Raw genomic sequence first — 13,231 nt, 5'->3', positions numbered from 1 at the left:
CCGCGAAGGGGTGCCGCCCACCGGCGTCTCTGCGTGTCCTGCGGGTCTTACGTGTCGTGCCGGGGTGCGGGGGTGCGGGGTCGTACGGCGGCAGCGGCTCAGTACGCGCTGTCGACGTTGTCGATCGAGCCGTAACGGTCGGCGGCGTAGTTGGCCGCGGCCACGATGTTGGCGACCGGGTGGTACTGGCTCTTGGGCGTGCCCTTGACGTGGTACGTGTCGAAGGTCGGCTTGATCACCTGGAGCAGGCCGATCGACGGGACGCCGTTCTTGGCGTTGATGTCCCAGTTGTTGATCGCACGCGGGTTGCCGCTGGACTCACGGATGATGTTGCGGTGCAGACCCTCGTACGTGCCGGGGATCTTCTCCTTCTTCATGATGGACAGGGCTTCCTTGATCCATCCGTTCAGGTTGTTCGCGTAGGTGGGCTTGCGGTCGGCGGAGCGGCTGGCCTTGGTCTTCTCGGCAGCGCGCTTCTTCGCCTTCGCAGCGGCTGTTTCCTTGGCGTCGGCCTTGGCCTTCGCCTTCGCCGCCGACTGCTGCTTCGCGTGAATCTCCGCGACGCGGTCGGCGATGGTGTGCTGCTTGGTCAGGCTCTCCTGGACGGATGAGGCCTGGCCGCTGTTGCTCGTGGTGTTCCATGCCACCGGGGCGGTGGACACGGAGCCGGCCACGGCCTTGCCCTCGGCTTCGGCGGACGCGTTGCCCGGGACCAAGGAGAGAGAGACGGCCGCGGCGGCGACGACTGTCACGCCGGCGATCGAGAGCTTGTGGCTCTTGTTCAGACGGTTGCCAGGGGTGCTGGACGCGGTCATACGACATACCTCTTCGAATAGCGGGAGTCGCGGAGGCCGGTCGGCCAGATGCCTTTCTTCGGCGGCGACGGCTGCAATTCTTAGCGGCAGCAAAAACATGTGGCAAAGGTGGGATGTACGACCCGTGGTAGTTGAAAGAGGTGCAAAAGAGACACCCCACTACCCACTCACGCCACGCTTATGCCGGTCAATATGTCCACTACATACCTTCGTAAGTGATCTGCGTCCTATGTGCGGCGTCACATTGGCCCGGTGGCGTTCTTACCGGAAGTTGCTGGCGCAACCCGGAGAGTGAGCGGTCTCATCCGGGAGGACGAGGTGGACGTCGCCGAACTCGTGCCAGAGGTAGAGATGGCCTACGGCCTCGGTATAACCGCGCTCCAGCGCCTCTCGTCCGGCGATCGCCTCCAGCATCAGCAGATGCGAGGCCGCCGGCTCGTGCAGCCCGGTCAGCAGCCCGTCGACGACGCGCACCCCGCGCCGCGGCGTGACCACCAGATCCGTCCAGCCCGACGCCGCCCGCACGGTCCCGCCGGGACCGGCCGCCGACTCCAGCGCCCGTACGGCCGTCGTCCCGACGGCGACGATCCGCCCGCCGCCCGCGGCGGCGGCGTTCACCAGCCGGGCCGTCGTCGCCGGTACCTCGAAGCGCTCCGGGTACGGCGGCTCGTGCGCCTCCGCCGACGCCACCCCCGTGTCCAGCCTGATCGGCGCGAACTGCACGCCCCGGCTCACCAGCTCCGCCACCAGCCGCGCGGTGAACGGCCGGCCCGCGCTCGGCATCTCCGCCGAGCCCGACCCGTCGGGGGAGGGGAGCGCGAAGACCGTCTGGTACGCCGAGAGCGGCTGGTCCCGCTCCGTGTACCCGTACCGGATGGGCCTGCCGTGGCGGCGCAGCAGCCCCGCCACGTCCCCGCCGGCCACCCGCGCCCACCACAGCCGGGTGCCCGCCGGGTCCAGCGGCTCCTCCAGTACGAGGTGCCCGCCGCCCGGCAGCCGTACGACCGCCCCGGCCGGACCCCCGGCGCGCGCCCGCGTCGCCCCCTCGCGCCCGCCCTTGCGCCCGCCCCCGCCCGTTCCCGGCGTCCGCAGCTCCACCGCCCACCGGCCGTCGTCCCCCCGCGTGGAGAAGTGGACGACCAGCCGCTCACCGCGGAGCCGCCCGTCGACAGCCGCCGCCAGGGTCCGCGAGGTGTTCACCACCAGCACGTCCCCGGCCCGCAGCTGCCCCGCCAGCTCCCGGAAGGCGTGGTGCGACACCTCCGTGCCCCGGGACACCAGCAGCCGTACGTCGTCCCGCCCCGCGCCCCGCTGCTCGGCGGGCACCCGCGCGGAGAGCGCGTCGGGCACCCGCAGCCCCTCCAGCCCCGTCCGCCCCACAGCCGCCCCGGTCATCAGGCCACCCCCAGCAACGACGTGGCCGAATAACGGCCGCTCGTCGGCCGCTGCCGGATCAGCCGTAGGAAGCCCGGCACCACGGACCGGGGATCCGGCCGCGTATCACCGTCGTCCGGCACGGCCGCCGCGTACAGATCCGTCTGCATGTCACCCGGGTCGACCGTCCACACCCGCAGCCCCGGCTCCTCCACGGCGAGCACGGCGGCCAGGTGGTCGAGCGCGGCCTTGGACGCCCCGTACCCGCCCCAGGTCTCGTACGCCTCCGCCGCCGCGTCCGAGCTGACGGCGATCACCGTCCCCGCGCCGCCGGCCCGCAGCAGCGGCAGCGCCTCCTGCACCAGCCCCAGCGCCGCCACGACATTCGTCTCCAGCGCGGCGCGCAGCCCGTCGAGCGCCAGCGTGTCCAGCCGTACGAGCGGCTCGGCGCCCAGCGCGCTCGCGTTGCTCACCAGCAGATCGAGCCCGCCCAGCGCACCCGCCGCCGCGACCAGCTCCGCGCGGTGGACGGGATCGGTCACATCCCCGGGGATCGCCGTCACCCGCGTCCCGTGCGCCCGGATCTCCGTCGCGGCGTCCGCCAGCGCGCCGGGCGTCCTGGCGTCGAGCACCAGGTCCCACCCGTCCCGCGCGAGCGCCCCGCCCAGCGCGCGCCCCAGTCCCTTGGAAGCCCCCGTGATGATCGCTACCGACATGACGTCCGCTCCTTCTCGCCTCGCGTCGGCCCCGGACGCCGCCGAGGGCGTTGTCCTCGACGCCGAGGGCCGTTGTCCTCAACATAGAAAGGACAAGAGCCCCGCCGGATCGGCCGCGGGTCCCGCCGCCCCGAGGCACTTGGGCCTAGGCCATCGGCCCTCGGCCACTGCGTCCCAGGTCCGATCCGGCCCGTCCCACCCGCCGGTACGGTGAGGCCATGAGCCATCGACCCAGCTCCGGGCTCGCCGCCGTGAGCACCGCACTCCTCGCGATGAGCAGGCATCTGGAAGTGAGGGACGTACTCAAGACGATCGTCGCCTCCGCCCGCGAACTGCTCGACGCCGAGTACGCCGCGCTCGGTGTGCCCGACGACCACGGCGGCTTCGCCCAGTTCGTGGTCGACGGCGTCAGCGACGCGCAGTGGAAGGCCATCGGCCCGCTCCCGCGCCAGCACGGCGTCCTCGCGGCGATGCTGCACGACGCGCGCCCCGAGCGGCTCGCCGACGTGAAGAAGGACCCCCGCTTCGGCGGCTGGCCCACCGCCCACCCCGACATGTCCGACTTCCTCGGCCTGCCCATCCGCGACGGCGACGAGACGATCGGCACACTCTTCCTCGCCAACAAGCGCTGCCCCAAGCCGGCCGGCGGCTGCGGATTCACCGAGGAGGACGAGGAGCTTCTCGGCATCCTCGCCCAGCACGCGGCGATCGCCCTCACCAACGCCAGGCTGTACGAGCGCAGCCGCGAGCTGACCATCGCCGAGGAACGCTCCCGGCTCGCCCACGAACTCCACGACGCCGTCAGCCAGAAACTCTTCTCGCTGCGGCTGACCGCCCAGGCCGTCTCCAGCCTCATCGACCGCGACCCGGCACGCGCCAAGGGCGAACTGCAGCAGGTCGCCGACCTCGCCGCCGAGGCCGCCGACGAGCTGCGCGCCGCCGTCGTCGAGCTGCGCCCCGCGGCCCTCGACGAGGACGGCCTGGTGCACACCCTGCGTACCCATATCCAGGTCCTCGACCGCGCGCACTCCGCGCAGGTCACCTTCGACAGCTGCGGGGTACGTGCCCTGCCCGCCGCACAGGAGGAGGCGATGCTCCGCGTGGCCCAGGAAGCGCTCCACAACGCGCTGCGCCACTCCGGCGCGGAGCGCGTCGACGTGACCGTCGCCCGCCGGGGGCAGGGCGCGGTCCTCAGCGTCACCGACAACGGCAAGGGCTTCGAACCGAGAACGGTCCGCAGGGCCGGCCGCCACCTCGGGCTCGTCTCGATGCGGGACAGGTCGAGCGGTGTGGGCGGCAGGCTGACGGTGCAATCGGCGCCCGGACAGGGCACCACGATCGAGATGGAAGTGCCCGGTGGCTGACGACAAGAGAATCCGTGTGCTGCTGGTGGACGACCACCAGGTGGTCCGCCGCGGTCTGCGCACCTTCCTGGAGATCCAGGACGACATAGAGGTCGTGGGCGAGGCGTCCGACGGTGACGAGGGCGTGGCCGGCGCGGAGGAGCTGCGCCCGGACGTCGTCCTGATGGACATCAAGATGCCGGGCACCGACGGCATCGAGGCGCTGCGCAAGCTCCGCGAACTCGCCAACCCGGCCAAGGTGCTGATCGTGACGAGCTTCACCGAGCAGCGCACGGTGGTGCCCGCGCTGCGCGCCGGTGCGGCCGGTTACGTGTACAAGGACGTCGACCCGGAGGCGCTGGCCGGCGCCATCCGCTCCGTACACGCCGGTCATGTCCTGCTGCAGCCGGAGGTGGCGGGCGCGCTGCTGGCCCAGGACGACCCCGGCACCGGACACGGCAGGGGCTCCTCGCTCACCGACCGGGAGCGCGAAGTGCTCACCCTGATCGCGGACGGGCGTTCCAACCGGGAGATCGCCCGTGCGCTCGTCCTCTCGGAGAAGACCGTCAAGACGCATGTCTCGAACATTCTGATGAAGCTGGATCTCGCGGACCGCACGCAGGCGGCGCTGTGGGCCGTACGGCATGGGATCACCGGGTGAACGGCGGGCCGGGGCGGGTCCCGGCCGGTGATACGGAACGTCGTATTCCGATCTGAGATTCATACCGTCGGGTGTATGTCCCCCACACGGCGTATCCCCGGCGGGGTCCAGGCGTTCTCCATGGCGTGCCGCGGATTACCGCCGCGGCCCTTGCGATGGAGGATCCTGAAAATGAACAACCTTAAGAAGGCCGCTGCCCTCACCATGATCGCCGGTGGCCTCGTCGCCGCGGGTTCCGGTGCCGCCTTCGCCACCGGCGGCCCGCACGCCGACGCCACCGGCAAGGCCGTGCACTCGCCGGGCGTCGGCTCCGGCAACCTCGTTCAGGTCCCGGTGCAGATCCCCGTGAACGCGGTCGGCAACACGGTCAACGTGATCGGCGTCCTCAACCCGGCGTTCGCCAACAGCGGCCTCAACGCCTGACACACGGCCTGGGGCGTGTCCGCGAAGTAGCGCCGTCCGCCCGTAGGGCGGGGCCTGCGGCGTCTGGTGCGGTGCATCGCAAGGCGGAGGGTCGGCCTCGTACTGGGCGTACTTGGTCGATTCCGACAACGCGGCGAGGTGCCGTGCCAGGCGTCGCGGGCCAGGCGGGACTTCGCGGACACGTCCCAGGCGCCGCGGCCCCGGTACCCGTCCTCAGCGACGGGTACCGGGGCCGTGCCACATCTCACACACCTGGGTGCTGTGGCCGCGCTCGTCCTCAATCGCCGGACGAGCTGCCATCGCGGCACGTCCGGCAGGCATTTCAAGCCCGTCCGGCGATCGAGGACGAACCGGCCACCGGACGGACCCGGTCGACCAACCCCGGACACGGCCTAGGGCGGACACTGCCTAGCGCGGACCCCGCTCCAGCTCCTCCACATACGCGTTGTACGCGGCCACCTGCGCCCGCCGCGACACCCGCTCCACCGGCCGCAGCGCCTCACCGCGCGCCGCCATCTCCGACGCGCTCACCGCCCCGCCGTGCCCGTGCTCCCGCGCCAGCGCGACCAGCAGCCCCACCCGCTGCGCCAGCTCCAGCACCCGTACGGCGCGCGGCGGATAGCCCGGAGCCAGCACCTCCCGCCCCCGCTCCGCCCGCGCCCGGTAGGCGTCCAGCGCGGCCTCGGCCACCGGCCCCGACCCCGCGACATCCAGCCGCGACAGCACGTCCGTCGCGTCCCGCAGCGCCTCCGCCAGCTCCCGCTCCGCCTCCCCGAGCGACGGCACGTCCGCCGGCGGCGCCTCACGCACCGGCAGACAGTCCCAGACCACCTCCACATGAAGGTCGCCCTCGGGCCCCACCGCGGACACCTCGGGCACCAGCCCGTACGGCGCCCCCGAGGCGACCACCGCCTCCTCGGCCTCCAGCGCGCGGGCGTTGAACTCCGGCGGCCCGCTGAGCCCCAGCGGATGACCCGGCGCCGGCAGCGCCACCCGGTACCCGGTCACCCCCAGCGCGCGCAGCCGGCCGAGCGCCAGGGTCAGCCCGACCGGCCCCGCCTCACCCGGCAGCCCCGCCACCCGGTGCACCGCGTCCGGCCCGACGATCGCGAGAGCCGCGTCGTCCGGCGATACGAAACCGGCAAGGAGGGCATTTCCCCAGGCCGCCAACAGTCCTGAGCGTGGTTCGGAAAGCATGGCCCCAGCCTAGGGAACGGACCTAAGGAGTTGACCGCCGGACCGGTGGCGTAGGTTTTCCCTGTGGAGCTGCGCCCGCAGGCGCATGCCAGATCTCAAGACTGCATGGGGAGACAACGCGCTCATGAGCGATGTACTGGAGCTGGTGGACGTATCCGTGGTCCGCGACGGACGCGCTCTGGTGGACGATGTCTCCTGGTCCGTCAAGGAAGGCGAACGCTGGGTGATTCTCGGCCCCAACGGCGCCGGCAAGACGACCCTGCTCAACCTCGCGTCCAGCTACCTCTTCCCCTCCACCGGCAAGGTGAAGATCCTCGGCGACAAGCTCGGCAAGGTGGACGTCTTCGAACTCCGCCCCCGCATCGGCATGGCGGGCGTCGCCATGGCCGAGAAGCTGCCCAAGCGCCAGACCGTGCTCCAGACGGTCCTCACCGCCGCGTACGGCATGACCGCCACCTGGCACGAGAACTACGACGAGGTCGACGAGCGGCGCGCCCGCGCCTTCCTCGACCGGCTCGGCATGACCGAGTACCTGGACCGCAGGTTCGGCACCCTCTCCGAGGGTGAGCGCAAGCGCACCCTGATCGCCCGCGCGATGATGACCGACCCCGAACTGCTCCTCCTCGACGAGCCCGCCGCCGGTCTCGACCTCGGCGGCCGCGAGGACCTCGTACGCCGCCTCGGCCGGCTCGCCCGGGACCCGTACGCCCCCTCCATGATCATGGTCACCCACCATGTCGAGGAGATCGCCCCCGGCTTCACGCACGTCCTCATGATCCGCCAGGGCAAGGTCCTCGCCGCGGGCCCCATGGAGACCGAGCTGACGTCCCGTAACCTCTCCCTCTGCTTCGGTCTCCCGCTCGTCGTCGAGCAGGCCAACGAGCGCTGGTCGGCCCGCGGTTTGCCGCTGCGCTGACCTCGCCCGCCCCGATGACCCCGACAGCGCCCCCGCACCGCCGATGACCTGATCGCACCCCCTGTCCGGACCGGACCCGCCCACCTACCATGATGATGTGGAAATCGAAGCATGGGTGTGGTGGCTGATCGCGGCCGTAGGACTGGGAATTCCGCTTGTCCTGACGGCGATGCCCGAATTCGGGATGTTCTCCGCGGGCGCGGTGGCCGGTGCCGTCGTCGCCGCGCTGGGCGGCGGAATCGTGGCACAGGTCCTTGTCTTCGTGGCGGTCTCGGTCGCCCTCATCGCCGTCGTACGGCCCCTGGCAGCCAGACAAGGCGCCCGAACTCCCCGACTGGCCACGGGAATCGACGCCCTGAAAGGGCGTCAGGCCGTCGTACTCGAACGGGTCGACGGCAGCGGCGGCCGGATCAAACTCGCCGGAGAGATCTGGTCGGCACGCACCCTCGACGCCGAACAGACCTTTGAACCGGGGGAGAAGGTCGACGTCGCCGACATCGACGGCGCGACCGCCGTGGTGATGTGAACGCCCCTCCGGGCGCCCGCGCACGCCGAGCGAAGTAAGACAACCAGGCCGAACGCCCCGCACACACAGGCGTGTTCTGCGAAACTCGATCATCTGACAGTCCGCCAGTCCGGCAGCGAAGGGCAGTAGGAACGCGATGCCATCAATCATCATCGTCCTGGTCATCCTGGTGGTGCTTGTATTCATCGCCCTGATCAAGACGATCCAGGTCATCCCGCAGGCGAGCGCCGCCATCGTGGAGCGCTTCGGGCGCTACACCCGCACGCTCAACGCGGGCCTGAACATCGTGGTCCCGTTCATCGACTCGATCCGCAACCGCATCGACCTCCGTGAACAGGTCGTCCCCTTCCCGCCCCAGCCGGTGATCACCCAGGACAACCTGGTCGTCAACATCGACACGGTCATCTACTACCAGGTCACCGACGCCCGCGCCGCGACGTACGAAGTCGCCAGCTACATCCAGGCGATCGAACAGCTCACCGTCACCACACTGCGCAACATCATCGGCGGCATGGACCTGGAGCGGACCCTCACCTCACGCGAGGAGATCAACGCGGCCCTGCGCGGCGTCCTCGACGAAGCCACCGGCAAGTGGGGCATCCGCGTCAACCGCGTCGAGCTCAAGGCCATCGAGCCGCCGACCTCCATCCAGGACTCGATGGAGAAGCAGATGCGCGCGGACCGCGACAAGCGCGCCGCGATCCTCACCGCCGAGGGCATTCGGCAATCGGCGATCCTGACCGCCGAGGGCGAGAAGCAGTCCGCGATCCTGCGCGCCGAAGGCGAGGCCAAGGCCGCCGCCCTGCGCGCCGAGGGCGAGGCCCAGGCGATCCGTACGGTCTTCGAGTCCATCCACGCCGGAGACCCCGACCAGAAGCTGCTCGCGTACCAGTACCTCCAGATGCTCCCCAAGATCGCCGAGGGCGACGCCAACAAGCTCTGGATCGTTCCCAGCGAGATCGGCGACGCGCTCAAGGGACTCAGCGGCGCGTTCGACAACCTCGGCGCCGGCGTACCGGGCTTCAACACCGGCAAGGACCGGCGCCAGCAGCCGCCGCTCGACTAGCCGCCAAGCCTGTCCGTCAGGGCTTGAGCCGCACGTCACGGTCCCGTACGACGCACCAGACGCCCCACCCGTCGTACGGGACCCCGCCCGCCGTCGGGCATGATCGGTGCCACCACCACCGATCACCGAGGGACGTGTTGCGTGACCATCTGGGAGATGCTCGCCGTGTTCGTGGCGGGCACCTGCGCCGGCACCATCAACGCCATCGTCGGATCAGGGACGTTGATCACCTTCCCGGTGCTGCTCGCGACCGGCCTGCCACCCGTCACCGCCACCGTCTCCAACGCACTCGGCCTGATACCGGGCGCCGTCAGCGGCGCCATCGGCTACCGCGCGGAACTCGCCGGACAGCGCCGCCGCATCATGCGCCTGGGCACCGCCTCCGTCTGCGGCGGGCTCGGCGGAGCGATCCTGCTCGTCTCACTGCCCTCGACGGCCTTCGAGACGATCGTGCCGATCCTCGTCAGCCTCGCCCTCGTCCTCGTGATCCTCCAGCCCCGGCTCTCCAAGACCGTCCGGCGCCACCGCGAGCGCCGAGGCGTCGCCACCAAGACCGACGGCGGACCGCTCCTCTTCGGCGGCGTCCTGGCCGCCAGCGTCTACGGCGGCTACTTCACAGCCGCCCAGGGGATCATCTACATGTCCCTCATGGGCATGTTGATCGACGAGGAGATGCAGCGCCTCAACGCCGTCAAGAACGTCCTCGCCGCCATCGTGAACACCATCGCCGCGATCTTCTTCCTCTTCGTGGCCGAGTTCGACTGGACGGCCGTCGTCCTCATCGCCGTGGGCTCCGCGATCGGCGGCCAGTTGGGCGCGAAGGTCGGCCGACGACTGTCACCCGCGGTGATGCGCGCGACGATCGTGGTCGTCGGCACGGTGGCCATCGTCCAGCTGGTCACGCGCTGACCGGTCCGCACAAGCGAAAGCCCGCCTCCGACGTACGGAGACGGGCTGTCCGGTGACAACAGGGAAGCCTCACGGCCTACGCGGCGGTACCGACCCCCGCCAGCCACTGCGGCAGCGCCGACCGCTCACCGGCCCGCAGCGCCAACAGCATCGCGTCGGCCGGAGACGGCACGAACGGCTCGTACAGCAACGGCATTCCCGCCTGCTCCGGCGTCCGGTCGGCCTTGCGGTGATTGTCCTCGGCACACGAGGCGACCGTATTGATCCAGCTGTCCGCACCGCCACGCGACCGCGGCACCACATGGTCCACGGTCGTCGCGCGCCGACCGCAGTACGCGCACCGGTGCTGGTCGCGTATCAGCACTCCACGTCTCGACCACGGCGCCTGTCTTCGGAAGGGCACCCGCACATACCTGCAGAGCCTGATCACCCGGGGCACCGGGAGATCCACCGCGGCCGCACGCACCCGCAGAGCCGGGTGGGACTGCTCGACGACGGCCTTGTCCTGAAGGACCAGCACCACCGCACGGTTGAGTGTCACCGTCGACAGCGGCTCGAAGCTCGCATTCAGTACCAGCGTGTCCCGCATCCCGCCCACCTCCCGTGTGCCGCCCCGCCGGACGGCGGGCTGGGATCAACTTTGGCCGGGCGCGCCAAGATGGACAACGCAATATCCGCCGATCCGAGTTCCGGGGACGACCCCAATAACCCCCGCAACGAAAAAATGCCCTGCTCTGATCTCTCCAAGACCAGGGCAGGGCAAACAACAGCTGAACGGTCAGCTCTCCGCAGGAGCGGCGTACTCACCGATCAGCTGCGCACGCGCGAGCGTGTGGAACCGCAGATTGAAGCCGACAAAGGCGGGTGAGGCATCCGAATCCGGCCCCAGCGTGTCGCTGTCCACCGCGTACACGGTGAACACATAACGGTGCGCGGGATCACCCGCCGGGGGAGCGGCACCCCCGAAGTCCTTCGACCCGTAGTCGCTACGCGCGTGCACGGCGCCCTTCGGCAGCCCCTCGAACAAGCCGGAGCCCGCGCCCGCCGGCAGCTCGGTGACCGACGCCGGGATGTCGAACACCACCCAGTGCCAGAAACCGCTGCCGGTCGGCGCGTCGGGGTCGAAGCACGTCACGGCAAAGCTCTTGGTCTCCGCGGGGAACCCCTCCCACCGCAGCTGCGGTGAGGTGTTCCCCGCCGCGAAGACCTGGGCGTCCTTCAGGACCGCACCGGGCGCGATGTCGTCGCTCACCACGGTGAAGGACGGCACCGGCGGGTGGAAGTCATGAGGGAGTGGAGCCCTCTTCGCCTCGGTCACTACTGAACCTCCGGATTCGGCTACGCGCCGCCGGGCCTCGCGGGACCCGGCGGCCTTCCGAAGCCGAGACTATGGCCGGACAGACGTCAGGCCCAGTTACGACGTCCGCCGACGTCGGCGATCCACTGGTTGAGGTAGGCGGACCAGTCGGTTCCCTGGAAGTCGTTGAGACCCACCTTGAACGCGCGGAAGGAGTCGCTGCCCTCGCTGAAGAGGCCCGGCTTCTTGTCCATCTCCAGGATGACGTCCATCTCGCGGTCGTCGGCGACGAACGTCAGCTCGACCTGGTTCAGCCCGCGGTACCGCTGCGGCGGGACGAACTCGATCTCCTGGTAGAACGGCAGACGCTGACGCGTCCCGCGGATGTGCCCACGCTCCATGTCCGCGCTCTTGAAGCGGAAGTCCAGGCTGATGAAGGCGTCCAGGATGGCCTGCTGCGCCGGCAGCGGGTGCACGTTGATCGGGTCCAGGTCGCCGGAGTCCAGCGCGCGGGCGATCTCCAGCTCCGTCGTCACACCGATGTTCATGCCGTGCAGCTGCTGCCCGGCGATGCTCGTCACCGGCGTCTCCCACGGGATCTCCAGGCCGAAGGGCACGACGTGCACCGCGCCGGCCTTCACCTCGAAGGCACCACCGAGACGCTGCTTGACGAACTCCAGGTCCTGCTTGACCTCCTGGTCACCGCCCTCGACCTCGACGCGCGCCTGGAGACCGACGGAGAGCCCCTCGATCTGCTGGTCGACCGACCCGCCCTGGATGCGCACCTCGCCCTGGACGACCCCGCCCGGCACGACGTTCTGCTCGGTCAGCTCGGTCTCGACGGACGCACCGCCGGCGCCCATGCTCGCGAGCAGCCTCTTGAAGCCCATAGTCACTCCTCCTAGATCCTGACCTCTACATACGCGTCACGACCGCGGGCGGTTCCCCCGCTACGCTCGGACGACATGATCGAGCGCCCCGACCGTACGCCGCTGCCCCGCGACTTCTTCAACCGGCCCGTGCTGGAAGTCGCCCCGGACCTGCTGGGCCGAACTCTCCTACGCCGCACGGCGCAAGGAACGACAGAACTCCGCCTCACGGAGGTGGAGGCGTACGCGGGCGACATCGACCCCGGCTCCCACGCCTTCCGCGGCCGTACGCCCCGCAACGACGTGATGTTCGGCCCGCCCGGCCACGCGTACGTCTACTTCACGTACGGCATGTGGCACTGCCTCAACCTGGTGTGCGGCCCGGTGGGCCGGGCGAGCGGTGTACTGCTGCGCGCCGGCGAGGTCCTGGAGGGAGCGGAGCAGGTACGGAAACGACGCCTCTCGGCCCGCAACGACAAGGAACTGGCCAAAGGCCCGGCCCGGTTGGCCACCGGCCTGTCCGTCGACCGCGCCCTGAACGGCACGGACGTCTGCTCCGGCGACGACGCGCCCCTGTCGATACTCACGGGCACACCACCCCCAACTGACCTGGTACGCAACGGCCCCCGCACCGGGGTGGGCGGCGACGGCGCCCCGCACCCCTGGCGCTACTGGATCGACGGCGACCCCACGGTGAGCCCGTACCGGGCACACACTCCCCGCCGCCGGGCAACTTGACGCGCCGGGTCGGGGGCCCTAATGTAGTCCGAGCCGCTTTGAACGGGTCTTGCTCTTCAGCAGCCCGGAGCGGCCACCCACTACCTACGATTTGCCCCTGACGGGTTCTATTTCGGCATGCCGAAATTCGAACTTCTCGGCTCGATTATGAGTCGCCAGGGGAATCGGTTAACGTAGTGGACACGCCGAAAGGGAAACGCGAAAGCGGATAACTGAAAGCGGCCCCCGTCGACTGGGAATCAGGCGCCGAAAGGTTCTGATAGAGTCGGAAACGCAGGACAGCAGGACCGAAGGGAAGCCCGGAGGAAAGCCCGAGAGGGTGAGTACAAAGGAAGCGTCCGTTCCTTGAGAACTCAACAGCGTGCCAAAAGTCAACGCCAG

General features: G+C 70.1%; 15 protein-coding genes. 8 read left to right on the top strand and 7 right to left on the bottom strand.

Annotation, left to right across the window (positions count from 1 at the left end):
• Nucleotides 1–98: 98 nt before the first annotated feature.
• From ACFT9I_RS39485 to ACFT9I_RS39475, 3 genes are all read right to left on the bottom strand, one after another.
• On the bottom strand, nt 99–815 hold the full coding sequence (locus ACFT9I_RS39485; protein ID WP_382572565.1) for a transglycosylase SLT domain-containing protein: 717 nt from the start codon (nt 813–815) through the stop codon (nt 99–101).
• Nucleotides 816–1,076: 261 nt separating this feature from the next.
• Complete coding sequence (locus ACFT9I_RS39480) at nt 1,077–2,210, bottom strand: S-adenosylmethionine:tRNA ribosyltransferase-isomerase (protein WP_382572562.1); 1,134 nt, start codon at nt 2,208–2,210, stop codon at nt 1,077–1,079.
• On the bottom strand, nt 2,210–2,905 hold the full coding sequence (locus ACFT9I_RS39475; protein ID WP_382572560.1) for an SDR family NAD(P)-dependent oxidoreductase: 696 nt from the start codon (nt 2,903–2,905) through the stop codon (nt 2,210–2,212). Before ACFT9I_RS39475 ends, ACFT9I_RS39480 begins: the two co-directional genes overlap by 1 nt.
• Before the next feature lie 218 nt (nt 2,906–3,123).
• Between ACFT9I_RS39475 and ACFT9I_RS39470 the strand changes: the two genes are divergently transcribed.
• From ACFT9I_RS39470 to ACFT9I_RS39460, 3 genes are all read left to right on the top strand, one after another.
• Entirely contained in the window at nt 3,124–4,269 is a 1,146-nt protein-coding gene (locus ACFT9I_RS39470; RefSeq protein WP_382572558.1) for a GAF domain-containing sensor histidine kinase, read from the top strand.
• Entirely contained in the window at nt 4,262–4,909 is a 648-nt protein-coding gene (locus ACFT9I_RS39465) for a response regulator (protein WP_382572555.1), read from the top strand. The genes ACFT9I_RS39470 and ACFT9I_RS39465 overlap by 8 nt, the downstream gene beginning before the upstream one ends.
• Before the next feature lie 171 nt (nt 4,910–5,080).
• Nucleotides 5,081–5,332 carry a chaplin gene (locus ACFT9I_RS39460; protein WP_382572552.1) on the top strand — a complete coding sequence of 84 codons (252 nt, stop codon included), beginning with the start codon at nt 5,081–5,083 and terminating at the stop codon, nt 5,330–5,332.
• A 408-nt stretch (nt 5,333–5,740) separates the two neighbouring features.
• On the opposite strand, the gene ACFT9I_RS39455 is transcribed toward ACFT9I_RS39460, so the two are convergent.
• Nucleotides 5,741–6,529: a hypothetical protein gene (locus ACFT9I_RS39455; protein ID WP_382572550.1), complete on the bottom strand. Its 789-nt coding sequence runs from the start codon at nt 6,527–6,529 to the stop codon at nt 5,741–5,743.
• A gap of 124 nt (nt 6,530–6,653) precedes the next feature.
• Here ACFT9I_RS39455 and ACFT9I_RS39450 point away from each other — a divergent pair, with 124 nt between their 5' ends.
• The 4 genes from ACFT9I_RS39450 to ACFT9I_RS39435 all read left to right on the top strand — a co-directional run bounded on the left by ACFT9I_RS39450 (nt 6,654) and on the right by ACFT9I_RS39435 (nt 9,946).
• Complete coding sequence (locus ACFT9I_RS39450) at nt 6,654–7,445, top strand: ABC transporter ATP-binding protein (RefSeq protein ID WP_382572547.1); 792 nt, start codon at nt 6,654–6,656, stop codon at nt 7,443–7,445.
• A gap of 97 nt (nt 7,446–7,542) precedes the next feature.
• Complete coding sequence (locus ACFT9I_RS39445) at nt 7,543–7,971, top strand: NfeD family protein (RefSeq protein ID WP_382572544.1); 429 nt, start codon at nt 7,543–7,545, stop codon at nt 7,969–7,971.
• A 136-nt stretch (nt 7,972–8,107) separates the two neighbouring features.
• Nucleotides 8,108–9,037 carry an SPFH domain-containing protein gene (locus ACFT9I_RS39440; protein WP_023542647.1) on the top strand — a complete coding sequence of 310 codons (930 nt, stop codon included), beginning with the start codon at nt 8,108–8,110 and terminating at the stop codon, nt 9,035–9,037.
• Nucleotides 9,038–9,178: 141 nt separating this feature from the next.
• Nucleotides 9,179–9,946, top strand: a complete 768-nt coding sequence (locus ACFT9I_RS39435) for a sulfite exporter TauE/SafE family protein (protein ID WP_382572541.1) — start codon at nt 9,179–9,181, stop codon at nt 9,944–9,946.
• 76 nt (nt 9,947–10,022) lie between these two features.
• Here the strand turns inward: ACFT9I_RS39435 and ACFT9I_RS39430 are convergent, their stop codons facing one another.
• From ACFT9I_RS39430 to ACFT9I_RS39420, 3 genes are all read right to left on the bottom strand, one after another.
• On the bottom strand, nt 10,023–10,535 hold the full coding sequence (locus ACFT9I_RS39430; RefSeq protein ID WP_382572538.1) for an HNH endonuclease: 513 nt from the start codon (nt 10,533–10,535) through the stop codon (nt 10,023–10,025).
• Between the two features lie 189 nt (nt 10,536–10,724).
• Complete coding sequence (locus tag ACFT9I_RS39425) at nt 10,725–11,264, bottom strand: YbhB/YbcL family Raf kinase inhibitor-like protein (protein WP_382572537.1); 540 nt, start codon at nt 11,262–11,264, stop codon at nt 10,725–10,727.
• Between the two features lie 86 nt (nt 11,265–11,350).
• Nucleotides 11,351–12,133, bottom strand: a complete 783-nt coding sequence (locus ACFT9I_RS39420) for a sporulation protein (protein WP_382572534.1) — start codon at nt 12,131–12,133, stop codon at nt 11,351–11,353.
• 75 nt (nt 12,134–12,208) lie between these two features.
• Between ACFT9I_RS39420 and ACFT9I_RS39415 the strand changes: the two genes are divergently transcribed.
• Nucleotides 12,209–12,850 (top strand): DNA-3-methyladenine glycosylase, encoded by a 642-nt coding sequence (locus tag ACFT9I_RS39415; protein ID WP_382572531.1) that lies wholly within the window; start codon nt 12,209–12,211, stop codon nt 12,848–12,850.
• Nucleotides 12,851–13,231 lie beyond the last annotated feature (381 nt).

It is taken from the genome of Streptomyces sp. NPDC057137, from assembly GCF_042670825.1.
Lineage (GTDB): Bacteria > Actinomycetota > Actinomycetes > Streptomycetales > Streptomycetaceae > Streptomyces.
This window is presented reverse-complemented; position numbering and strand designations above follow the sequence as displayed.

Coding starts and splice junctions, on each gene's coding strand:
- ACFT9I_RS39460 (WP_382572552.1), top strand. CDS start 5,081: ATGAACAACCTTAAGAAGGCCGCTGCCCTCACCATGATCGCCGGTGGC.
- ACFT9I_RS39415 (WP_382572531.1), top strand. CDS start 12,209: ATGATCGAGCGCCCCGACCGTACGCCGCTGCCCCGCGACTTCTTCAAC.
- ACFT9I_RS39455 (WP_382572550.1), bottom strand. CDS start 6,529: ATGCTTTCCGAACCACGCTCAGGACTGTTGGCGGCCTGGGGAAATGCC.
- ACFT9I_RS39430 (WP_382572538.1), bottom strand. CDS start 10,535: ATGCGGGACACGCTGGTACTGAATGCGAGCTTCGAGCCGCTGTCGACG.
- ACFT9I_RS39440 (WP_023542647.1), top strand. CDS start 8,108: ATGCCATCAATCATCATCGTCCTGGTCATCCTGGTGGTGCTTGTATTC.
- ACFT9I_RS39470 (WP_382572558.1), top strand. CDS start 3,124: ATGAGCCATCGACCCAGCTCCGGGCTCGCCGCCGTGAGCACCGCACTC.
- ACFT9I_RS39420 (WP_382572534.1), bottom strand. CDS start 12,133: ATGGGCTTCAAGAGGCTGCTCGCGAGCATGGGCGCCGGCGGTGCGTCC.
- ACFT9I_RS39485 (WP_382572565.1), bottom strand. CDS start 815: ATGACCGCGTCCAGCACCCCTGGCAACCGTCTGAACAAGAGCCACAAG.
- ACFT9I_RS39480 (WP_382572562.1), bottom strand. CDS start 2,210: ATGACCGGGGCGGCTGTGGGGCGGACGGGGCTGGAGGGGCTGCGGGTG.
- ACFT9I_RS39475 (WP_382572560.1), bottom strand. CDS start 2,905: ATGTCGGTAGCGATCATCACGGGGGCTTCCAAGGGACTGGGGCGCGCG.
- ACFT9I_RS39450 (WP_382572547.1), top strand. CDS start 6,654: ATGAGCGATGTACTGGAGCTGGTGGACGTATCCGTGGTCCGCGACGGA.